23 protein-coding genes are annotated in these 23477 nt (G+C 35.1%); 7 read left to right on the plus strand and 16 right to left on the minus strand.

Going from position 1 to position 23477, the window contains the following annotated elements:
* Positions 1-62: 62 nt before the first annotated feature.
* Positions 63-1898 carry a dihydroorotate dehydrogenase gene (locus tag HWV59_RS22990; RefSeq protein ID WP_175640402.1) on the minus strand — a complete coding sequence of 612 codons (1836 nt, stop codon included), beginning with the start codon at positions 1896-1898 and terminating at the stop codon, positions 63-65.
* 199 nt (positions 1899-2097) lie between these two features.
* On the opposite strand from HWV59_RS22990, the gene HWV59_RS22995 reads away from it, so the two are divergent.
* Positions 2098-2421 carry a hypothetical protein gene (locus tag HWV59_RS22995; protein WP_175640403.1) on the plus strand — a complete coding sequence of 108 codons (324 nt, stop codon included), beginning with the start codon at positions 2098-2100 and terminating at the stop codon, positions 2419-2421.
* 117 nt (positions 2422-2538) lie between these two features.
* Here HWV59_RS22995 and HWV59_RS23000 read toward each other — a convergent pair whose 3' ends face one another.
* The 3 genes from HWV59_RS23000 to HWV59_RS23010 form a co-directional block, all read right to left on the minus strand.
* Entirely contained in the window at positions 2539-3990 is a 1452-nt protein-coding gene (locus tag HWV59_RS23000) for a carbon starvation CstA family protein (RefSeq protein ID WP_175640404.1), read from the minus strand.
* A gap of 146 nt (positions 3991-4136) precedes the next feature.
* On the minus strand, positions 4137-4868 hold the full coding sequence (locus HWV59_RS23005) for a LytR/AlgR family response regulator transcription factor (RefSeq protein ID WP_175640405.1): 732 nt from the start codon (positions 4866-4868) through the stop codon (positions 4137-4139).
* On the minus strand, positions 4852-6609 hold the full coding sequence (locus HWV59_RS23010) for a sensor histidine kinase (protein ID WP_175640406.1): 1758 nt from the start codon (positions 6607-6609) through the stop codon (positions 4852-4854). Before HWV59_RS23010 ends, HWV59_RS23005 begins: the two co-directional genes overlap by 17 nt.
* A 444-nt stretch (positions 6610-7053) precedes the next feature.
* Here HWV59_RS23010 and HWV59_RS23015 point away from each other — a divergent pair, with 444 nt between their 5' ends.
* Entirely contained in the window at positions 7054-7857 is an 804-nt protein-coding gene (locus tag HWV59_RS23015; protein ID WP_102233125.1) for a peptidoglycan-binding protein, read from the plus strand.
* 69 nt (positions 7858-7926) lie between these two features.
* On the opposite strand, the gene HWV59_RS23020 is transcribed toward HWV59_RS23015, so the two are convergent.
* Positions 7927-8493: a VanZ family protein gene (locus HWV59_RS23020; RefSeq protein ID WP_102233126.1), complete on the minus strand. Its 567-nt coding sequence runs from the start codon at positions 8491-8493 to the stop codon at positions 7927-7929.
* 358 nt (positions 8494-8851) lie between these two features.
* On the opposite strand from HWV59_RS23020, the gene HWV59_RS23025 reads away from it, so the two are divergent.
* On the plus strand, positions 8852-9223 hold the full coding sequence (locus HWV59_RS23025) for an iron chaperone (protein ID WP_175640407.1): 372 nt from the start codon (positions 8852-8854) through the stop codon (positions 9221-9223).
* A 640-nt stretch (positions 9224-9863) separates the two neighbouring features.
* Here the strand turns inward: HWV59_RS23025 and HWV59_RS23030 are convergent.
* From HWV59_RS23030 to HWV59_RS23045, 4 genes are all read right to left on the minus strand, one after another.
* Positions 9864-10148: a hypothetical protein gene (locus tag HWV59_RS23030; RefSeq protein WP_175640408.1), complete on the minus strand. Its 285-nt coding sequence runs from the start codon at positions 10146-10148 to the stop codon at positions 9864-9866.
* 244 nt (positions 10149-10392) lie between these two features.
* Positions 10393-10638, minus strand: coding sequence for a hypothetical protein (locus tag HWV59_RS23035; RefSeq protein WP_175640409.1), 246 nt, complete (start codon positions 10636-10638; stop codon positions 10393-10395).
* Positions 10619-11164, minus strand: coding sequence for an RNA polymerase sigma factor (locus tag HWV59_RS23040; protein WP_407941649.1), 546 nt, complete (start codon positions 11162-11164; stop codon positions 10619-10621). The genes HWV59_RS23035 and HWV59_RS23040 overlap by 20 nt, the downstream gene beginning before the upstream one ends.
* Complete coding sequence (locus HWV59_RS23045; RefSeq protein ID WP_321197735.1) at positions 11151-11531, minus strand: group-specific protein; 381 nt, start codon at positions 11529-11531, stop codon at positions 11151-11153. Before HWV59_RS23045 ends, HWV59_RS23040 begins: the two co-directional genes overlap by 14 nt.
* Positions 11532-11678: 147 nt before the next feature.
* Between HWV59_RS23045 and HWV59_RS23050 the strand changes: the two genes are divergently transcribed.
* Entirely contained in the window at positions 11679-12560 is an 882-nt protein-coding gene (locus HWV59_RS23050) for an aldose 1-epimerase family protein (RefSeq protein WP_235991879.1), read from the plus strand.
* Between the two features lie 65 nt (positions 12561-12625).
* Here the strand turns inward: HWV59_RS23050 and HWV59_RS23055 are convergent, their stop codons facing one another.
* A complete protein-coding gene (locus tag HWV59_RS23055) occupies positions 12626-13612 on the minus strand; it encodes a glycerophosphodiester phosphodiesterase family protein (RefSeq protein ID WP_235991901.1) in 987 nt (328 codons plus the stop codon).
* Between the two features lie 256 nt (positions 13613-13868).
* On the opposite strand from HWV59_RS23055, the gene HWV59_RS23060 reads away from it, so the two are divergent.
* Positions 13869-14360, plus strand: coding sequence for a hypothetical protein (locus tag HWV59_RS23060; protein WP_102233131.1), 492 nt, complete (start codon positions 13869-13871; stop codon positions 14358-14360).
* A gap of 108 nt (positions 14361-14468) precedes the next feature.
* On the opposite strand, the gene HWV59_RS23065 is transcribed toward HWV59_RS23060, so the two are convergent.
* The gene (locus HWV59_RS23065; protein WP_235991880.1) at positions 14469-14939 is read right to left on the minus strand and encodes a stage III sporulation protein AF; all 471 of its coding nucleotides are present in this window, start codon (positions 14937-14939) and stop codon (positions 14469-14471) included.
* Positions 14940-15110: 171 nt separating this feature from the next.
* Between HWV59_RS23065 and HWV59_RS23070 the strand changes: the two genes are divergently transcribed.
* The gene (locus HWV59_RS23070; RefSeq protein ID WP_175640411.1) at positions 15111-15551 is read left to right on the plus strand and encodes an Rrf2 family transcriptional regulator; all 441 of its coding nucleotides are present in this window, start codon (positions 15111-15113) and stop codon (positions 15549-15551) included.
* A gap of 99 nt (positions 15552-15650) precedes the next feature.
* Here HWV59_RS23070 and HWV59_RS23075 read toward each other — a convergent pair whose 3' ends face one another.
* From HWV59_RS23075 to HWV59_RS23085, 3 genes are all read right to left on the minus strand, one after another.
* Positions 15651-16295 (minus strand): hypothetical protein, encoded by a 645-nt coding sequence (locus HWV59_RS23075; protein ID WP_175640412.1) that lies wholly within the window; start codon positions 16293-16295, stop codon positions 15651-15653.
* Positions 16296-16472: 177 nt separating this feature from the next.
* Positions 16473-17237: a YibE/F family protein gene (locus HWV59_RS23080; RefSeq protein ID WP_175640413.1), complete on the minus strand. Its 765-nt coding sequence runs from the start codon at positions 17235-17237 to the stop codon at positions 16473-16475.
* Positions 17234-18373 carry a YibE/F family protein gene (locus HWV59_RS23085; RefSeq protein ID WP_175640414.1) on the minus strand — a complete coding sequence of 380 codons (1140 nt, stop codon included), beginning with the start codon at positions 18371-18373 and terminating at the stop codon, positions 17234-17236. The genes HWV59_RS23080 and HWV59_RS23085 overlap by 4 nt, the downstream gene beginning before the upstream one ends.
* 287 nt (positions 18374-18660) lie before the next feature.
* On the opposite strand from HWV59_RS23085, the gene HWV59_RS23090 reads away from it, so the two are divergent.
* A complete protein-coding gene (locus HWV59_RS23090; RefSeq protein WP_175640415.1) occupies positions 18661-20097 on the plus strand; it encodes a glycoside hydrolase family 1 protein in 1437 nt (478 codons plus the stop codon).
* 70 nt (positions 20098-20167) lie between these two features.
* Here HWV59_RS23090 and HWV59_RS23095 read toward each other — a convergent pair whose 3' ends face one another.
* Together HWV59_RS23095 and HWV59_RS23100 are read right to left on the minus strand one after the other, a co-directional pair.
* Complete coding sequence (locus HWV59_RS23095; RefSeq protein WP_175640416.1) at positions 20168-21877, minus strand: sensor histidine kinase; 1710 nt, start codon at positions 21875-21877, stop codon at positions 20168-20170.
* Between the two features lie 2 nt (positions 21878-21879).
* Positions 21880-23439 (minus strand): response regulator transcription factor, encoded by a 1560-nt coding sequence (locus HWV59_RS23100; protein ID WP_102233188.1) that lies wholly within the window; start codon positions 23437-23439, stop codon positions 21880-21882.
* Between the last annotated feature and the right edge of the window lie 38 nt (positions 23440-23477).

A 23477-nucleotide genomic window follows, 5' to 3' on the forward strand; every position in this document is an offset into this window, starting at 1 on the left:
GCTTGTTAAGTACCCCTTAAGGTAGGTTTAAAATAAATATCTGCCAACTTTAAGGGGAGTTTTTATTTTTTCTTTAAGAAAGGATAAGATAATACTAGACCTGCAATATATAAAAGAATTAAAAAGTAAACAGGAAGTAAATGAATAAAGGTTGTATACCCAATATAAAAATGTGTTCCAATTCCAGCAATAAATGCAGGTAATGCTCCAATCGCAAGGGTATTCCAAATCCAACGCTCTCCTTTTCTAAAGCCCCATAATGAAAGCGTTAAAACAAGCAAGCCAACACTTACTAATGCACCGCCAAATCCAGCTCGGTCATGTGCGATAACAGGAATCAAATTGTTACTTATCGTATCAATCATTTGTGGTGACATGCACAAGAAGCTTAGATCTGTCGTAATAAATACCTTTGTTACTCCTATTACAGAAATAACGATACCTCCTACTAATATAGAAAAGCCTAAAATAACAAACATTAGCTGTCCATAGATTCCGTATTGCCACGTTTTATCATTCTTTCCATGACTAGAAGAGGGAGTACCTATGACTTTTCTTCCTTCCCTGAAGCTAAAATAATAGATAGGTAATAACACAAGCCAAAATAAACCATGAAGCCAATCAAAGTAACCGAAACCGATAAAAAGGAAAATTCCTAGAAAACCTACAATTGCTGCACTATGAAAAGCAACTTTGGCCCAATGTAAACCATATTTTATCCCATGTCTTGCAAGCTGGATATATATTATTCCGCCAGAGATCATTGTTCCGGCTAACGCCATTCGATCGTGTGACATAAAGGCTAGTATACGTGGATTCAATTGTAAGATATCTGTTTTAGTTAGTCCAATAAATGCTTCATCATAAGGCAAGATAATACTTGTAAGGGCAAAATATAAGGCAATGATACCTCCAAATAAAATAGAGAATCCGAAAAGAAATGACCAGTACCACTTTTGGTTAGGCATGGGTTGAACTTCTTCATGTAATAATTTTTCGTGAATTCGTTTTGGTAATCCTGGGCCAGCTTTTATGTAGCCATCTGTTAACAATAGCAAATCTGTACCCTCCTGAACTAAAGCAAGAGCCTCATCAGGTGTCTCTACCCCACCTGAGGTTACGACGATTAGTTCAGGATATAAACTTTTAATTTCTTTGACCGTTTTGGTTAAAAGTTCATTTGTTTGTGTTTCTTCATGCCAATAGCTGCCTACAGCTTGATAAGGAGCATGTAAAACTATACCGGCAATAGATGAATATTGTGATAAATTCTCCATTTGTGATTTGATTTTGTTTAATTCATCAGTAGAAAAAGACACATAAAACGAACGATCCAAGCAAAGTGAGCTTTTATGTGTGACAGAAGAATGTATTTGTTCTGATGTACCAATAAAAGCATCAACGAAAGGAGCCAAATGTTGCACAATAATGTCCCATTCATTACTTTTAACTTGTGAATCTATTTTAGCAATGATAGGAATCTCGATATTTAGTTTCGTTAATTTCTTAATTACTAGTTTTAGAGGAACCTTTTCCTGATAATTAGAAAATAGAATTCTATTATTTTCCCTTTTCGGTTCATGTTTTTCCTTAGGTTCGTATAACACAATAGGCCCTATTTCTAAAAACCCAAATCCTAATTCCTGAAAGGCATTTATTCCGGACATATTAGGATCAATTTGGCCGCTCAACCCAATAGGAGACGGAAATTTAGTATGATAAATATCCCTTTGTAATTCCCTTGGCGGGTTCATATGCCCTAAAAACCCAATTAAAGCCCGACCTCCAGGAATGGACGATAGTGTACTCATTGATTTATGAAGAAACTCTCGGCTGTTTTTCGCGCTTATCTTATTTAGTAAAAGCTTATGTAATGGATGATAAGACCAGTCTGGCATATTAAACACCTTCTAAAGATCATTGTAAGCTGCTTTTGGTTCTGTTTGTCTTCACTCTTTTACTCTCTTTAATTCTAGCATGTATACCTACAGAGCATAACCTTTCATTATCTTTAATTAATAGACAATGATAAAAAATATCCTTGCTTGGTTACGCTTTACAGTGTTACAATCTTGAAAAACTTCAGGGTGGTAAATAATGGATCAGTATAATTGTTTCTATAATGTGAATGTAACATTGAAATCATTAACAAATAAAACAGCTTATTATTCAGAATCATATACTGTAATAGGAGTGCCGGATCATGAAATGCTCAATAGTTTTTTAGAGTATATTCTTTGCAATCAAGAGATAAACGAAGAGTTAAAATATCTTGGGCAACAGAAATCAAAAAAAGATGAGCGTGAAATGATCTTGCACTCTTATGGAAGCACAGGTAATTTTGTGACAATAACAATTAGAAATTCACCATTAGTTAGTAAAAATGATATTAAAACATTTTCTGCATTACAACGAATATAACAGTAGATATTTAGTGGGGCAATTTTGCAATCCAATATAAGGGCTAATATGTCTCATACAACAAGAAAAGGGAAGCAAATTGCTTCCCTTTTCTTCCCTTAATATAACAGCTGTTCATTAAGCCACCTTATCCCAACCTGTAATATCTTCATCAAGCGGCAAATTATTCGCACGGGCTTTTTTAGCAGCACGGAAGAATAATACTAGCAGGATAGCTGTTCCGATCACACCGCCATACCATGATATATTCATCGGTAAGCGGAAGCCGATTTGGGCATTTAGAATATAGGTAATAACCATGACGAGCATGAACGATCCCGGGATAAGTGATACCCAGTAATTTTTCTTTGCGATATATAAATACATGGCACCGACAAATAATGCGATCACAGCTGTTGCTTGGTTGGCCCAGCTGAAGTATCTCCATAGAATGTTAAAGTCGATCTGAGTTAAGACAATTGAGATAACGAATAAAGGGATCGCAATCCACAAGCGGCTTGAGATTTTCTTTTGTGCGATATTCATGTATTCAGCGATAATCATACGTGCACTTCGGAAAGCAGTGTCACCAGATGTAATCGGTAAAACGACAACACCAAGTACGGCAAGAGTACCGCCTATTGCGCCAAGCATCATTGTTGAAACTTCACTTACAACCGCACCAGGACCACCGGCTGCAAGAACTTCATTTAAACCATTATAACCGTCAAATAAGCTCATAGAAGCTGCTGCCCAAATCATTGCAATGATTCCTTCAGCAATCATCATACCGTAGAAAATTTTACGTCCTTGTCTTTCATTTTGTGTTGTACGTGAAATAATCGGTGTTTGTGTAGCATGGAATCCTGAAAGAGCACCACAAGTGATGGTGAAAAAGATCAATGGGAAAATAGGCGCGTTATCAGGATGAAAATTCTGGAAAGAAAGCTCAGGGATTGGTGCTCCTGTTACGACAAGACCAATACCTACTCCAAGTGCACTGACAACGAGCAATGCTCCAAAGTATGGATATAAGCGACCGATAATTTTATCAACTGGTAATAGAGTAGCTAAAATATAATAAAGGAAAATAGCTGCAATGATTACACCTAATGCAATTTTGCCATCCATTAACACATGTAAAAGGCTTGCTGGTGTTGAGACAAACACTGTTCCTACTAATAATAAAAGCAAGATTGCGAATGCGTTTACAACGTGACGCATCACTTTGCCAAGAAACTTACTTGCAAGTTCAGGTAAGTGGGCGCCGCGATTTCGGATAGAAATCATTCCTGTTAAATAGTCATGCACAGCCCCGGCAAATATACAGCCTACAACAATCCAGATAAACGCTGCTGGTCCGTAAAGCGCTCCCATTATTGGACCGAAAATAGGTCCAGTTCCTGCAATATTTAACAATTGAATGAGTGAATTTTTCGATGTGCTCATTGGAACATAGTCAACACCATCGCTGTTCACATATGCTGGAGTGGCACGATCTTTTTTTACCCCGAACATTTTTTCAATAAATTTTCCGTATGTGAAATAACCTATAAGTAAAAGAGCAATACCTCCTAAAAACGTATACATGATTACTCCTCCTCATCTTCATGAAATTATGAATGCGTTTACATAAAGTATAATAGAATCCCAGTTTGAAAAGGGGAGTTTGGGATTAAAAGGTCAAAAACGAAGATTATCATGTTAAAAATCACGATTAAGATGCAAGTAAGAAACTATATTTCCAAGCGCGCTCTTAGTGACTTCACATAATTCCGGCTTACTGCCAATAATTCCTCTCTGCCTTCTATTTGAAGCTGATAAGCACCATTAAACCATGGAGTTAGCTTCGAAACGTATGACAAGTTCACAAGATAGCTCTTATGTATGCGGAAAAAATCAAACACACTAAGTCTGCTTTCCAGCTCCTTAAGAGGTGTTTTCGTTTCAAATTCCCCAGTTTTTGTGATCAGTTTTGTTACTTTTTCATCCCTGTATATATACAGAATGTCCGCTGGTTCAAGATAAAAAATTTCTCCCTCTGACTCAACAGGTAGTTTCCCGGAACGTTTACCGATCTCACCTTCATCGTTATTTGCTAATTTTTTCTCAATTCGCTGAATGGTTTCCTGTAATTGATCTTCATCATATGGCTTTAATAAATAATCAATGGCATCATAACGAAACGCCTCAGCCGCAAATTGAGGATACGCTGTCGCGAAGACAATAAGTGGAACTTTTTTTAGTTCCATAAGTGCTTTTGCGGCTGCCATGCCATTCATTTTTGGCATCTCTACATCTAAGAAAACAACATCAGGTTGAAGCTGAAGAGATTTCATGACTGCCGCTTCACCTGATTCTGCTTCACCAATAATGTTGATAGCAGGATATTCCTGTAATAAATGCTTTAGCTCATCGCGACTATATAATTCATCATCGACAATTAGCGTTTTAATGGATGATTTCACTTTCTTTTTCCTCCAATTCATACGGAATTGAAAAGGCAATCTCTGTGCCTTTATCAGGTTCGCTCACGATTTTTAGTGCTGCTTCATCTCCAAACATCATCGTCAGCCTGCGATTCACATTATAAATAGCAAGACCGCTTCCTTTCTCAGATTGAATTGGAGTTTGGGAAATTTGTTTAGCGAGTTCTTTGCTCATTCCTTTTCCATTATCTTTCACACTTATATATGTAACGTCCTTTTTCTTTCTTATTGTAATGTTCAACATACAGTTTTCATCCTTATCCCTGAAGCCGTGTTTCATGGCATTTTCAACAAGCGGCTGCAGGGTAAGAGGAGGGATGCTTTGAAAAAGAGCTCCTTCATCTATATCATAGAAAACCTCTAATCGATCAACAAACCGAGCTTCTTCAATCGCTAAATACGCTTTTACATGACGTAATTCCTGCTCCAGCATAATCTTGTTATGTGTTGTCACAGTTAGGTTTTGTCGTAAAAAATGGGACAAAGAAACAAGTAGCTTACGTGCTTTAGCCGGATCAATGCGTATAAGGGAAACAATCGTATTAAGTGTATTAAATAAAAAGTGCGGGCTAATTTGTGCTTGAAGTGCCCGTATCTCTGTTTCCTTTGCAAGCTGATAGGCTTTATCTGCTTCAGAGACTTCAAGCTGATTGCTGATCATTGAACTAAGCCCGGTAATCAGCTCCATCACAACATTCGTGATTTCTTTTTCAGAGCGAAAATAAAATTTTAACGTACCAATCGGCTTGCCGCGCAAGTATAAAGGAGCGATTACTGCTGCACCGAGAGGACATCCTTCAACACGACAATGAATCGAGCGTTGATTTGCCACAACGATTTTACCCTTTTTAATGGCATCCAATGTAATCTTCGTCTGGATGGGGCTTTCTGCACGGTGATGATCATAGCCAAGACCAACATGGGCCAGAATTTCTTTTGTATTGGTAATCGCCACGGCACTTGATTTGATTTCATTATGGATAATATGACAAACGGCAACAGCAGAATCATAGGTAAGACCGTTTCGTAAATAAGCAAGTGTTTGGTCGGCAATGCGCAGTGTTTTCTGAGCCTGCATGGCACCGGCCTTTTCTTCTTCATTAAAAACACTTTTAATAATCAATAGAAAAAGGGCAGATCCGACGCCGTTCGCAAAAATCATCGGAATTCCGATCACTTCCACTAATGCCAAAGCCTGCTCAAATGGCCGCGAGATAAGCAAGATAATGACCATTTGCAATGTCTCTGCTAAAGCTCCAATTAAGAATGCAGAACGTAATTTTACATGTTTGTTCTTTTTATGAAAAAATCCTGCAATCACACCTGCGAGAATGGTAGCCAACCCGCAGGAAATCCCTGTAAAACCGCCTAATGTTAACCGATGAAGCCCTGCAATTATACCGGCACCAATCCCAACCTTATAACCACCAAGGAGCCCACCCAAAACGACACCAATTACTCGCGAATTGGCAATCGCTTCATCAGCGGCAAGATCGGAAGGCAAACGATTAAATTGGAGAGTTTCTGTACTAAGGCTCAACCCTGAATATGTACCGATAATTCCGAAAAAGCCGAAGAAAATCATGGCTGTCACATGCTGTTTGTGATTGAGATGATCGTGATAAATCATTTCACGGAAGAACTTGAATCGCGTTAAAATGAAGGCAATCATGACAATAATGCCAAGACGTTCGACCATTGTGAGTAATAAATCAAACATGTGAAAAACCCCTTTTCACTTTATCTGCTGATGACTTATTGTCATTAAGGTTGGACTAACTATAGTTTGCAAAAACAAACCCTATTCGTTTCCGTATTATATCACTATTAATGTACCAAAAATCTATCAGGCATTCTATAAATCGTATACAGATAATGAAAGATCAAGCTCTTGAAAGATCAAGCTCTTGAAAGATAGAATATTCTTGATAAGAGATGTATGTTGTCAATGTTCATCAATATGATTTATTTTTAAAAACAGGATCATTTTTGATAGAAGTAGGGTCTGAAGTATGATGTGTATTTCATGCATTCCATATAGTACAGGTTATTTCAAAAAAATGGTTTATTAAGGGCCTAACGTTGTGAATCTGTTTGTTATACACGAATAATGTCAATTCCTCTCGAATTCTTTTATGTAAAAAGAAAATGGGGAGGATTTTTTATGTTAAAAAGGATTAGAGACTTGCTTTTTATGGTCTTTGTTTTTGGAGTTGGTATGACTGCAGCCCCTTCATTTACAGAAGCTGCAATGGGAGATCGGATACTAACGAAGGGATCATCAGGAACAGATGTTGACGAATTACAGGATTACTTGATGACAAAAGGGGTATTCCCTTATCATACATCAACAGGATACTATGGAGATATCACTGTAGAAGCAGTCAAAGACTTTCAACGTAAACGCAACCTGAAGGTCGATGGTATTGCAGGACCGCAAACGAACCATGCATTGAAAGTTTTACGATATGGAAACATTGGAAAGCAAGTTATACATATTCAATATCAGTTAAAGCAAACAGGTCATTACAATTCAAGTTTAGATGGTATTTATGGAAACGGCACAGTGAGTGCGGTTAAGAGTTTTCAAAAGCAACAAGGACTAGCGGTTGACGGAATTGCAGGGCCGAGTACAAGATCAGCGTTGGATCGGAAGGCTAAACGCGGTTCAGCTGCCGGTAAAACAGTAACTGTGGCAAGCACGGCATTCACAGCGAATTGTGATGGTTGTTCAGGTGTAACAAGGATGGGGCTTGATTTAAAAAAATACCCTGATGCGAATGTAATTGCTGTTGATCCTAGTGTCATACCACTTGGATCTATCGTAAAAGTAGAAGGTGCTGGAGTTGCGATAGCAGCGGATACAGGCGGTGGTATCAATGGAAATGAAATTGATGTGTTCATTCCTGACCACGAAGATGCTCTACAATGGGGACGTAAAAACGTACGTGTAGAAGTAATTGAATAGGTAAAATGAGCTGACCTGCACACTATTGTGACGGGTCAGCTTCTTTGGTGTGTCGGGGATTATTCGGCCTTAAGTTTCTTTATCTAAGTTTAACTTATGAACTACACCACTTAGTACATCTATCTTTGTTAATTTCTTTAATAATAAAAAACCTACAGCTGCACCTAGTGTATTTGCAATAAGGTCATTAATGTCTGTGCTTCTACCATTTCCTAAAGCAGCCTTAAGAACGATTTGGATGATCTCAAAGGACAAGCTGATTAATAATCCATGAAATGCTGCCTTTTTTATTGAATGAACCTTTTGATTAAGTAAAGGTAAGTACATTCCAAACGGAACCATCATGATGATATTTAGTAGAAATGTTTTAAGATCAATCGTTAAAATTGGAATATAATTAATTGATATATACCAAGGGGTAAGGTTTGCATATTCTCCAATATTCACCTCTATTGGGAAGAAGACTAAATGAATCATACATAAAAAATAAACAAAAAAGGTTGTTAATAAGAGAAATTGCCAAAGGCTATGCTTCGCTCTGAAAAATGTTCTAAAAATCAACAATAGTAAAATAACGATAAAAAATGGAACAAGGATATACCATGAATCAATTGTAAATATCATCGAATTTTCCATTATTCTTCCTCCTATGAATACATTCCGTAACGGGTTGTCTATAGTATAGGTGGGAATTTTTAAGATTTTATAAAGATTTATACAAGGATTTCTTAATCTTTTAGCTGAATTCTCTTAAGAAAGAAATTGAGGGCACGGTGGAAAATAAGCACACTTTGGAGGAAAAAAGCTGTAGTTTGGTCGATAAACTACCGGGAGTGGAGGATAACTATTGCAGTATGGTTGAGAAAAGAAGAAATTGTACGCCGAACATTTATACGGTAAAGGGATTTGAATCATGTTAAAATTGGTTTCATAGAGTGACTAGATTTGAACGGAAAATAGTAATAATATAACAGGTTAAACAAGGAGGTAAAATATGGAGGTCTTTGCAAAATATTTAGCAGGCATTGATAACCCCGACCACCGTGAGCGCACTGAGGAAATTTTGGCGTGGGTTGCAAATAGGTTTCCCAACTTGGAAGGGCAAATAAAATGGAATACACCAATGTTTACAGATCATGGTACATACATCATCGGCTTTTCCACAGCAAAAAATCATATGAGCATATCCCCCGAGGAAGTTGGAATGGTGCACTTTGCAAATGACATTACCGAAGCTGGATACAGTGCTACAAAAGGCTTGTTTCGAATTCCGTGGAAGGAACCGGTAAACTATGAATTGCTTGAAAAAATGATTGAGTTTAACATTCAAGATAAAGCGGACTATACGAAATTTTGGAGAGAATAACATACGTAAAAAAGAAATGTGACTGCTTTTACAAAGCCAAGTGGTAAAAGTTCATGCAAAGGAACCAAAAAAAGTAAAAAGGCTTTCGAGAGCGATGGTGATTGTAATAATTATCCATTTATGTATGGTTTAAAAGGTTAAAAGTAATAAAAACATACGTAAAGAAGAAATGTGAATGCTTTTACAAAGCTAAGCGGTAACAATTCATACATAAATACCAAGAAAAGGTAAAAAGGCTTTCGAAAGCAATGGTAATTGTGATAATTATCCATTTATGTATGGTTTAAAAGGTTAAAAGTAATAAAAACATACGTAAAGAAGAAATGTGAATGCTTTTACAAAGCGAAGCAGTAAAAATCCATACGTAAGAACCAAAAAAAGGTAGAAGTGATATCGAAAGTGATAGAATTATCCATAAATATCCATTTGTGTATCGTATATTAAATGAAAAAGGAATAAAAGTATACGAGAAAAAGAAATGCGTATATTTTTACTACGTGAAGCAGTAATAATGCATACGTAAAAACCAAAAAAGGTAGAAATGAAAAAGCGATAATGGTCATGTTTTCGCAGAAATCAGATGGTTATCAATAAAGACCAGATTTACTTTGACATTTCAAAGTAAATCTGGTCTCTTTTTTTATTCGTCTTTATTATTATTATCGCCCATATCTTCTGCATCCTCAATTGGATCTTCCGGGTCAGGATCTTTATCATTTTCGTCATCTTTTGTCATAGTGTCGTCTTCATCAACACCTGGTACATTCTCTTCTATATCTCCATTATTATCAGTTGTATTATCTTCCTGATCTACCTGGTTTTGATCATCTGCAGGTGGTGCAGGATCTGGTTCAGCGTTACAACCTGCGGCAATCATTGCTGAAAAAACAAGACCTACTAACATAAGAATCCACTTATTATTCATGGTAAATCCCCTTTCAAAAAAGTAATATATGACCATTTAAGTCTTTGTTACTATTCCCACTTTTAATGAAAATATCCGAATGATTTTCTATGTGAAAAAGAATTTTCGGGGTGACTAACTACATGGTACAGACTTCGTAGGTTTTATGTTTTTTTGAGTTTTAAATGTGAGGAGATATGAAAAGATGTTTAGAAGGAAATAAAGGAGTGCACTTTTATCAATGTGTACTCCGTGGGTGTGAAAATTACAGAAAAAGTAAAATTTGAATTAATGCGATGGTGCAGGTTCCTAATATTGGAATAAGTTTTAAAACCAAAAGTCCGTTCGATGTAGATAGTAATGGATCTAGAGGATCTTTTGCTGGTGAAGCCAGAAAATTGATGAATCGTTCCCATCGATTCGGTTTCATTGGGAAATCTGGTATATCTATGTGGTATTCATCCAACTTTTTACTCAGGTGAAGATCCTTTTTAAAGGGATCCTGACTCATATTCGTCACCCTCCAATTCTTCTTTTAATTTTTTGATTGCCGTGTGTAATCTTGATTTAACCGTCCCTTGTGGAATCCCAAGGATCTTGGCAATTTCCTCTTGTGGCATATCGTGATAATAGAAAAGTAATATAACTGCACGTTGTATTTCTGGGAGATTTGCAACGGCTTCCCGAATGGTCATTCTGTCAGAATGGTGAAATTCCTCAGTCTGAATCGGAGTAAGAAAGGGCAAAAGATTTCTCCATTTCTTGCGGCGGTTTAGTTTTGTGACCATTAATCGATAAGCAATTTGAAAAAGATATGACTTTAGTTTGCCTTTCTTTGGATTGTAATCATGCTTATAATGTTGTAGTTTAACAAATGTGTCCTGTACGAGATCAATGGTTAGTTGCTCATCTCTGGAATAGCGAAAAATAAACGAATACAGAGGCTGCCTTAATATGGTATAGATCCGGTCTAAGGCTTCGTCATCACCATTTTGATATGCGATCATTAATTCATCTTCACGTTCAATCAATCTCATCGCCCCAGCGTTCCTTGATAGCTTTCAAGGTCATCGACACCCTGCTTATTAAGTACATGATTGCTACGAGTGTCCATACCTGTCCTTGGTTCGTAAAAAATTGCACAAAATCATTTTCAATTGTTTCACCACTAGAGACTAAATAATTAAGAACTTGAACACAAATAATCGAATAGATGGCTAGACCTAGGGTAAGGGTATCAAAGACATTCCATCTTAAATAGATTTTTGTTTTCTTATAATTGATTTTACCATTTTCCCGGACGACATACTTACGGTCCATTGGAATAGCAATCATTAAAATAAAAATCATTAAAAAGCCTGCTACGATCAGAGAAACAATCCAACCAGTATCCATTTCTAACATCTCCCATTTATCTATTTACTAACTATACAAATGAGTAGGGAAAAAGGTTCACTAAAAAATAAAAAGTTTTTCCCTCTTTATAAGAGATACATAAAGTTAAGGGTATAATTAATGTAAGAAAACGAGGTAAAAGAAGAGAGGTCTAAGATGTTGATTACATTAGAAAATGAATGGTTAAAAGTTGAGTTTATAAGAGACGGAGCAGAGCTGCGTAAAGTGAAACATAAGAAAAACGGGCTGGACTATATGTGGACAGGTGATAGTACATATTGGGGGCGCGTTTCTCCTGTTTTATTCCCGATTGTTGGACGATTAAAGGAAGATCAGTATGAACTTAATGGTCAGAACTACTCTATGTCCCAACATGGTTTTTTAAGAGATATTACATTTGATCTTCATGAACAGACACCAACAAATGTCTCTTTTGTATGTGAGTCGGCTGGACGATTTACTGATATTTACCCTTATGAATTTAAAGCATTTATTCATTATATGTTAAAATACGATGCACTCATTGTCCGGTGGGAAATAGTAAACGAAAACAAAGATGTGATGCATTTTTCTATTGGTGCGCATCCTGCATTTAAAGTTCCGCTTTTAGAAAATGAAACAATTGAGGATTATCATTTACACTTTACTCCATCACCAAATAAAGATGTGGTTCAATATGAACTTAAAAATTCACTTATTCATGAGAAAGGAACAGCTAATGATATTTCAACGGTCCAGCTTTCTAATTCTCTTTTTAAAAATGATGCTCTTGTTTATAGTAATATAGATATCATTAAATTAATTTCAGCTAAATCAAATCATGGTGTAGAAGTTAGCTTTGAAGCATTTCCTTTTGTAGGGATCTGGTCAAAATATATGGATGCGGATGGCACTATAGCACCGTTTGTATGTATTGAACCATGGTATGGCATTGCAGATACATATCATACATCCGGGAAGCTGGAGGAGAAACTTGGAATAAATAAGCTCGGCGCAGGAGAAATGTTCAAAGCTGAGTATCAGATGAAGTTTTTATAATCATTCACTTTTTTTAGTAAGTAAAGGCGCTATTCAGGACAAGGATAGCGCCTTATTAGGTAATTCTATTTAACATTGTTAAAAAGCGGTGCAATCTTATCAATTCGATTTGTCCATATGCCTCCGGAATAGTTGGAAGGCAGTCTTTCTATATCCTGCAGTTGATCAAATCCTTCTGACCAGCCTCCATCACCTGCAACTGTAATCACTCGTGTATCAACGCTTTCCATTCGGTTTAAGAACTTGTCTGACCATCCCCAAATCCATGGAGCAATACTCTCCGGTATATGCAATTGTGTATGATCGCAAGCTGATGGTATATAACCTGTCCAGCCAACAGCAATATATGGGATCATACAGCTTTTCACTGTTGCCATTGACATAACCCGTAACTCAGGGATTTGTTCTTTTAAAGATGCTATCGGTTCATCCCCACCGTATACCGTCAATTGACTTAAGTGATCCTTAGGAAGCTTCACTATATAATTGGCTAGTTGAATTCCCTCTTCAGGATCATTACTTTTAATGTGGATTAAGAATGACTTATTTGGAAATTGATTTAAAACTTCATCTAAAGAGGGAATCATTCCTACACCTTTTCCTCGAAAAGGATAGGTTTTTCCATTATCGGCTGTATATCCATAGCCAATATCAATTTTCTTTAATTCAGCCATTGTAAAGTCTTTTGTCGTACCTTCTACATTTGTTCGACATTCTAGTGTCCAGTCATGGAAAACAGCGAATTGACCATCTTTAGTCGGCTTTATATCAAACTCAACCATATCGGCACCCGCATCAAACGCAGCATTCATTGAAGGTATCGTGTTTTCAAGATAAGGATGTTCAGGTTCATAAATACGCTCTGCTGTACAAGTATCCCCTTCAATTCCCTCCATACTAAAAGTTTGTCCAAGCCCACGATGAGCTAGCAAGAAGGGGTCTATTTCGTCCCGGTCTTTCGTAAACAGAGAACTATTATTAAGGAACATAAATAAAACTAATAGAAATAAAAAGATAGCCGTTCGTTTTAATCCTTTTTTAAATTTCACTATTACAGCCCCTCTATTATTTGTGTGAAAATGATAGGGAAATTGCTTACTTATACTATGATAAATTTTTTTATCGATTTCTCAATGATTAAAATATGATAAGTACATAATAATATTTTCATTATTTGAGTAAAGGGTATTTTTATCGGGGATAGATAAGGATTTTTATTTTATTCATATTAATTACTGGATAAGCGTTGTTTTTAGTATATCTTGGCTATTATTATAAGAGCTTAAGTAGTTGAGGTGATTGTGTTTTATGACTCGGAAACATTTATTATTTAATCTATCGATAATCATCTTTCCATGGTTAACATTGTTATTTATAGGAAAGAAAAGTTTTAAGCGATATTCCTGGGCTGGTATTTTTATCATTGTGTTTGAGATTATTAATCACTTGTACGGAAATAAACGGAATTGGTGGAAGTTTTATGATAAGCGTAAATTGTTTATAAAAGATGAACTTCCTTTTAGTGTTGGGCCGTACATGCCTCTCTCCATGTGGTTACTTAAGTTTTCATTTGGAAACTTTAAAAAGTTTATTATGCTTAATGCTATTGCTGATGGAATCTTTGCCTTTATTGTCATGGATGTTTTAAAAAGGTTTAAGATTATACGGCTGAATAGGTTGAATCGGATTCAATTTTTTGTATATATACACTACAAGGCCTATTTATTATATGGTTTTCAGTATATAGTAGAAAAAATAAAGAGTTTTCGTACTCTTAAACAGACTCAGGATACTTTGTAGGTTGCTATATTGTGTATGTAAGTAATGGTAATGTAAGACGTGAACCTAAAACGTTCACGTCTTATTCATTATGAACGAGAAAAAGCACATCTTATAAGAGGTGTGCTTTTAGACTGTAGAGTCATTGGAATCTATTTTTTCATATAATTTTTGAAAACCATAATTCAAAAGTGCAAGTGAATAAGAAATGCAAAAAAGGGTGGTAGAAGTAAATTTTTTTAATTTATAGTGCCCAATCTTCTGAAAAATGGGATTAAAGAAATAAGCAAAAACCAAGTCCATCATAAGATTACAAAGTGCATATAAAGAAAACTTGCCATATGTCAAATGAAATACCCACAAATTTATTGTGAAAAATGGTCCAATAATAAATGCTAATGCATCAAATACCATATATTTTGTTCCGCCTTTTACCTGCCACCAATTGAATATAGGGTTAAGAACGGTTTGAATTAATAAAAGACATGAACAGAATAATGTCACAGGCAAATATCTTTTAAAAGATTGTTTAGGAAGATATTTGATGATACTCGCCCACAGTAAAATTGCGTTTACGATTCTAAATACAGTAGCTAACACCTGAATCATCCTTAATTTTTTTTCTTAGGATGTGATAGATGAATGGTTTTATTCAAAATTATGAAAAGAACAATAAGAATGGATTTACAGTTCTTTTGTGTCGTTCATTTGACAAAGAGATATCTTATAGATATTATAGACTTGTTAAGTCCCTAATTAGAGGTGAGAACTGTGAAATATTCAAAGGCGACGAATTATGCCCTCCATACAATTGTTTATTTGGCTCTATTGCCATCTGGAAAAACAATTGGGGTAAAGCCTCTAGCAGAGGTACAAAAAGTGTCCCCTACCTATCTCTCTAAAGTGTTAACCACTTTAGTTAAATCAGGTTTTATTGAGTCAGTTACAGGTGTGAACGGTGGATATAAATTAATAAAGGATGTAAAAGATATTACGTTTCTCGATATTATCCAAGCCATCGAAGGAACTTCATCCTTGTTCCATTGTAGTTTAGATCATACCCAACATAATCGGGAAAATTGCTTAATTGAACAAGTGATGAATGAAGCTGAACAAAAGATGGAGGATTATCTAAGAGCACAAACGATTCAAGATTTGGTCAGTAAGGTTGATGAAAAAATGATCAAAAATGTCAATTCTATCGCAAATTAATTTTTTCTACTATGATTAAAGATTCTAAATATCTTAAGAAGGTAGCAATATCGGTTAAACATTGCCACCCTTTCCTTTAAAAGGATAAAGATTTTGTTCCTACCTTCCTTTAAAATCCTTCTTAAACTGATCAAAATCTGCTTTAATGTATTGAAAGGATTTCAGTTGTCCACCGTGATCAGGGTGGGATATTTTCAATAGCTCTTTATAAGCAGTCATGACTTCTTTTTTCCCAGACAATTTTGATAAACCTAATTTATCCCGATAGTCCTGTAAGGGAAAGCGTATCTGTAAGGGAGCTGTTTCTCTTTTTTGTTCATGAGCTTTAGTAGAATTAGTATGTATTGAATTCTCCTTGTGCTTAATTAAGTCATTTCTTAAACGGATATTTTCTGTAAGTAAAGAATTCATTTCTTTTTGTAAATCATTCTTTTCTTTTTTGAGAAGTGATATTTCTTGATGAAGCTGCTCTCTTTGCTTTAAAGAATTTTCATGCAGTGCTTTGATTCCCTCAATATATTCATCTTGTACCTTTAATTTTGATTGAAACTGCTTGATGATTTCTTTTTTTTCTTCTCGTAAGCTACTTTGTAGCAGCTCGGTTGTTTGGTGATCAAGGCTGTATCCATTCGTATCATCTGAGGTGATTTTACCTTCTTTTATCCATTTTCTAATTGTGAGTGTTCTTATATTTTCAGAGACTCCTGCTTTAGTGAGCATCTCTACCGCTTCGTTCATCTTCAATATTCTCACCCTTTTCCTTTTTCTCTACCAAAAAGAATTCTTTATTATATATATAAGGAAAAGGAATGTATTTTCTGTCCGGTATGATATATCTTACAAAAAGGCTGTTTTCGATCCTTTGTTTTTTTAATACAGTTAGGGTAAAAACTAAGTTCGTTTCATTGCGGTCCAGCTCTTTCATTCTTTTTCTCGATGTTTCAATAAATACAATGCTGTAATCCAGGAGGTTATTGGTATAACCATGGTTACACCGATTCCTGCACAAAGTAATGTGAGCATCTCAGCACTGAATATTTTTGAATTCACTATTTCACCAGGAGAGTATGTTAAATCTTTAAACCAAATAAGTAGGGCTAAATATCCTCCGAAGAAAGCAAAAAACAGTGTATTCGTACTTGTTCCTAAAATATCTTTTCCAATGCTTAATCCTGATGTAAATAAATCTTTTCGATTAATGCCAGGATTGTGAAAATGAATTTCCCGCATAGGAGATGAGACAGCGATTGCTGTATCCGTAATGGCACCAATTGTGCTCATGATCATGACGGAAGCTGCGATTTTTGTAAAATCAATTCCGATATAAAGAGAAAAAATACTAAGCTCTTCAACTTCTTCCTCACCAAAGCCTTGAATCATGGCATTTTTAGTAAGAAAGATGATAAATAAAAGTAGAATCACAATCGAAATAATTGTTGAAATAAATGCAGGTATCGTTGTATTATTCACTTTATTTATATAAAAAAGATTAATACAGCTAATCATAATACTTGCAAAAATCGTTATAATGATCGGATCGATATTTGGATCATTCAAGAAGAAGAGAAGGATAAAAATGACAGCAAAGTTAAAGAACAATGCTAAAAATGACCGTATTCCTTTTTTTCCACCTATAAGTGTCATTAATAGAAATAAGATGACTGCGAGTACAACTAATGCATTCATAATTTTGCCCTCTTTCTATTAATGAAAAATATCGTTATAAATAAACCAATAGGAATGGTGATGACAATTCCAATCCCGCCAGCTAGTGCTCTAGCTAATTCTAGTGAAAGATTCATGGAAAGAGTGTATCCCAATGGTGAGTGATTTTTTAAATATAAGATCAACATTGGAAGTGAACCGCTAATATAAGCAAAAAATAAGATGTTTGTCATCGTTCCCATAATATCTTTCCCTATTTCCATACCTGATTTTTTCAGTGCTTTTACAGCAATGTTGTTATTTTTTTCATACAATCCAAATATGGAAGAAGACATTGTAATTGCTACATCCATTACCGCTCCTAACGAACCTAGAAATAACCCTGCCATAAACACCATTTGGTAAGGACGGGTTATGAATTGAAGCTCTTCATATCGAAGCCCTTCTTCAGAGGTCAACCAAATAACGAGATAGGAAATGAACAGAGAAAGAAACGTTCCAAACAATGTCGCTATAATGGCTGCATAGGTCTTTTCATTGAAGCCGTTAGCAAGTAATAAAGATATAATCGTAAACAAAATGACGGCTATACTGCAAATAACGATTAGGTTTCGATCTGGTTGATCGAGATAAAGATCTAAGGCATATGAGAGTATCACGGCATTTACTACTAGACTGATGAGAGAGAAGAAACCTTGTTTTCGGCCGACAGCTAACACGATAATAGCAAAAATCCAAGCTGCAATTAATAGGTAAGTATCACGTTTCAGATCTTTAATTGTGCCAGTTAAATCGGTTTGTTTTCCATTGTTCTCATCAATCGATACAAATATTTTTTGTCCGGCTTGAAATTCTTGGTCATACGCTTTTGAAGATGAAAATTCATTTGTTAAGTGGATAACTTGTCCTTTATTATCCCCGTTTTTTATTGCAGCGATGATTTTCTGGGTAGAAAGCTGATCTTTATTATCATACTGATCTATGACTTCACTAGAGTCTGTTATTTCTGTTTTTAAAACCTCAGCGATAGGACGATCATAAAATGAATAGTTATTGTTTACAAAAATAAGTGATGCTGCAAAAGCGAGTGCTACGAGCAAGTATAATAGAATGGTTTTGTATGGTATTTCTTTATTTTTTGTTTCTGTAACATTCAAGCTAAAGCCTCCATCTGTGATGAAATAAGTACTCTCCATCTTAGTACATTTTTTCACTTGAAGTAAAGGTGGGTCTCTTAATTTTATTGGTGAAACACAGTGTTACATAAAAGGAACATGTTTTAATTGTTGTGACAAATACCTATTTCCAGTGTACTTGTATACTATTTACCTAAAAGTAAGTATGCTATTTCCATTAGTGTTTGATCGTAAGCCAAGTTTTGCTTACTAATAATATGACAAGTATAGTCAATATTAATATGGAATAATATCTGGAGGTAAACCAAATGACACGTTATCCTTTTCCTAAAGGATTTTTATGGGGCGGCGCAACAGCAGCTAACCAAATTGAAGGTGGATATAATGAAGGAAATAAAGGGTTAAATATTGCCGATGTCCTTCCGGGAGGTAAAGCTCGGTATGAATTCTTAGTAAAACCTGGATTTGACTTTGAAATCCATCCTGATCAATATTATTATCCTAATCACGAAGCAATCGACTTTTATCATCGATATAAGGAAGATATTGCTCTGTTTGCTGAAATGGGATTCAAAGCATTTCGTATGTCAATTGCATGGACGCGAATTTTCCCAAATGGTGATGAGCTAGAGCCGAATCAAGAAGGACTGGACTTTTACGACAGTGTCTTTGATGAATTGCATAAGTATGGAATTGAACCTGTTGTCACAATCTCTCACTATGAAATGCCACTTCATTTGGTGAAGGAATATGGTGGTTGGAGAAACCGTAAAGTAGTTACGTTCTTTGAGCGGTATGTGAAAACGATTTTTACTCGTTATAAAAACAAAGTGAAGAATTGGATGACCTTTAATGAGATTAATAGTGGTATAGTGATGCCGATTAATGGACTTGGGTTTTCAATTCAAAAGGAAGAGGACAAATACCAGCCTACATTCCAGGCATATCATCATCAATTTCTTGCAAGTGCAATTGCGGTTAAAGCTTGTCATGAAATGATTCCGGATTCTCAAATTGGTTGTATGATTCTTTTTGCGCCTGTTTATGCTTTTGATAGCAACCCGCAAAATGTGATGCATGCTTTACAGGAAGAGCAGTTATTCAATTACTTCTGTGGAGATGTTCAAGTCCGTGGTGAGTATCCAGCTTTTATTAAGAGATACTTTAAAGAACATCAAATAGAATTAGATATTCAAGATGGTGATTTGGAATTATTGAAGGAAGGGACAGTTGATTATGTTGGTTTTAGTTATTATATGTCCCGTACGGAGAAGAAAGTGAAATCAGATGAAGAATCATCTGAAGGAAATATCATTGGTGGAATTAGAAATCCGTTTCTAGAAGCAAGTGACTGGGGCTGGGAAATTGATCCGGAAGGTTTACGCATCAGTTTGAACAAATTATATGATCGCTATCAGAAGCCGCTATTTGTAGTGGAAAATGGATTAGGAGCATATGACAAGGTGGAGAGTGACGGCTCAATCAATGATGATTACCGAATTGAATATCTTCGAGAACATATTAAAGCAATGGGAGAAGCAATCGAAGATGGTGTTGAGTTAATGGGCTATACAAGCTGGGGCTGTATTGATATGGTCAGCATGTCTACCGGTGAATTCTCAAAACGCTATGGATATGTCTATGTTGACAAACATGATGATGGCAGCGGAACATTAGAACGAAAAAAGAAGAAGTCTTTTTATTGGTATAAAGACGTGATTGAAAGTAATGGAGAAAAATTATAAAAATAACGCCTCTCACATAGTAAAGGTGAGAGGCGTTATTAATAATACAGCAATTCCTAATTCGTAACCCTTACCGACTTTTAGGAATCGTAAGGGTTACGGTTGTTCCTTTATTGACTTCGCTTTGATAATCCAAACCAAACTCATGCCCGTAGGAAAGTTGTACGCGGTGATGGACATTTCTTACTCCATATCCCTTTGTTTTGTTGGTTAAAATGGTCTCCAGCTTTTCAGTTTCTATTCCACAACCATTATCAGATACTGTGAAAATCAAGTGATCCTCAGTTTGTTTGCCTGATATCTTTAAAATCCCTTTACCGGGTGTTACTTTGTGGTCAATCCCATGGTTGATGGCATTTTCTACCAACGGCTGTAAAAGAAGATTGATCATCGTGTAATGAAGGATGTCCTTCTCTACTTCACATTGAACCTCAAATGAATCGGAATGCATCATTCGTTGAATTTGAATATAGGAAGTTGTATTTTCAAGTTCATCTTTAACAGAAATAGTATTTTTTCCTTGATTCAATGTTGTACGGTAAAATGTTGAAAGATACTGAGCCATGTGACTAATATCCTCTTGATCAGCCATAATTGCCTTGCTGTTAATTAGTGACAGGCTGTTATAGAAAAAGTGAGGATTAATTTGGGCTTGTAATGCTTTTATCTCATATTCTTGACGAGCAATTTTACTTTTGTATACTTCATTAATCATTGTGTTTAATTTATGAACCATATTTCCAAACTTTTGAATTAAGTGACCGATTTCATCAGATGCTGTGTTGGTTACCGTTACGACCAATTCCCCTTTTTCAACCTGTTCCATATTTTTAGATAACATGATTAACGGTCGTACGACCACTTTTGAAAGAAAATAAATAGATAAAAACAGAATTAGGATAGAGGAAAGAACAACGATAAAAAAGGTAAGCTCAAGTCCGAATGAAGAAGCAGAGACTGTACCATAGGGACGATAAAGATAGGCTGTCCAATTATAAGGGGTAAGTTCAGCTTTCTTATATATATAGTGTTCTTTTAATGTATCCTCACTTAATCGTTTTAGTAATTCGTTTTCTGTTAAGGCATAAGACATTTTCTTTTCTGAAAATTGGTTTATTTGGAACACAGGTTTACCATTTTCATCAAGAATAATGAGTCCGTAGTTATCTTCATATAAGGTGGACATTGATTCAAACACATTTTCATAATCGATATCCATGTAAACAATATTCGTCGTATTATGGTGACGATCAAATAATTGGCTGGCAACCTCGAATGTCTCTTCTTTAGCTGATACGATTAATTTTGGTGTGGATGCTTCCGAAATGCTTTCAAACCAACTGTATTGTTCAATATCTGATAAAGGTCTGAGACTCTCACCGTGTGAATGCATCTTATTATTACTATAAATTGTAATTCTATTAATGTCTGTTTGTAAAAACTTTGAAGTGTTTAATAGTGGATCAAGTGTATAGTGATAAAATAAAAACATTTCATAGTTATTGTCATAAGTAGAAGTTACACCTCTTTTTACATCTTCATTCCAAACAATATGATTCATTGCATCAAAATAAGTGTTTACTTTATAATCAAGACTTGAGATTGCCTGATTAAGAGATTCATCTAGCACTTCATTTTCGCGTGTGATGAATAAATGTTGGATCTGATTATACCAAAAACTCCCCAAAGTAATAACGGGGAATAAACCCGATAATAGACAAATAAATAATATTTTATTTCTAAATTTTAAGTTCTTAAAACAACCCTTTAAATTGTTCATATCTAAGAATTCTCTTTCTTTTTTCTATCCATTTGTCGGTATTTTTCCGGGCTTGCCCCAAAGTGCTCGCGAAAACTACGAACGAAGTAAGAAAGATTTTGATAGCCTACATTCTTACAAATATCATTCACTTTCATATTTGTACTATGGAGGAGATCTTTTGCTATTTCCATCCTTAGATTTTTAATATATTTGTTGATACCGCAACCTGTTTCCTGAATAAATATTTCACTTAAATATCCTGGTGATAAATACACTTGTTCAGACAATAAATTCAAAGATAAATCTTCTTGATAATGTTTGTGTATATATTTTTTAACAATTTGGATCACATGTTTTGGAGATTTTCTTTCATCCTCTAATTTTTTTATGATTTCATTTTGTACGGATGTTAAAATCTTTTCAATATCAGAAAAATGAGGACAGGAATATATTGCCTCCAATTTTTTATTAATGGTTCTTTTATCATATAATGGCAGATCATAGACTAGCATTTGTAATAGTTTTGAAAATAAAAACCGCACATATATATGAGATATTTCCAGATTCAAACGGTACTTTTCGAATAGAAGGTTCATATTTTGTTTGAAACTAACAATATCTCCAAATATAACGGCATTTTTTATGTCATGCAGGAGGTCATCATCTGCTTCAGGATATCCTTTATCTTCGATTGGTGCGGCTTCTTCTTTTGGATATACATAGGTGTCAGAATAGAAAAAACGGTCCTCGATATCCTTTTCCAACTCCTCATAAAAACTTGGCATCTCACTAGGTGATGAGAATTTCTTGCTGGTTGAGGTAAAACAATTTATACCATATTCTTTATGAATTTGTTTTTGAATTCTTGTTGCAATCTGCTCAGTGTGCATTGAGCTCTCACCATTTATCTTTACTAACAATAGAATTTGAAAAGGATTAAGATCAATAAAGTCACATGAAAAGTTTGTAATGGCTTTTTCAATTTGTTGGTAGAAAAATAAAGTGTCTTTTTCCTGAGGAAGGCGATCGAAAAAGGGTTCAGCAAATTGCATTAAAATCATGTGAGAATAATCACTTAAAAAGTCGAAATCTATGGAAGGGTATTCATTTTTAAGCTTTTCCAAAGGAGTTTTGTTTATAAGACGATTTAGAATATGAGTTTTTATGAGTTCAGTATTTGCTTCTATTTGTGCTAGTTCTTTCTCCTGAGTTTTAATATTTTGTAAGACTGAACTTACTGTTTGTTGAAATTCATTAGGTTTTATTGGTTTTAAGATATAATCAATAGCTCGTAACGAAAGGGCTTTTTTTATATAGTCAAAATCATTATGGCCACTAAAAAAGATGGTTTGAATATTTGGGTAAAGTTCTCTCGCTTTTGTAGCTAGCTCAATTCCATCTATAAAGGGCATTTTAACATCTGTAAACAAAATATTTACAGGCTGTTTTTCTAGCTGAGCAAGAGCCTCTTTTCCATTGCTCGCTTCAATTATATCAAGTTGAAAACGGTATTTATTAAGAAGAAAGCGAATGACGTTTCGCTCATCTTTTTCGTCATCTGCAATTAAAATTCGGTACATATTATTACCCCCAAGATATAATCTTTGTTCACAGGTAA

The organism is Metabacillus schmidteae (assembly GCF_903166545.1).
GTDB classification, from domain to species: domain Bacteria; phylum Bacillota; class Bacilli; order Bacillales; family Bacillaceae; genus Metabacillus; species Metabacillus schmidteae.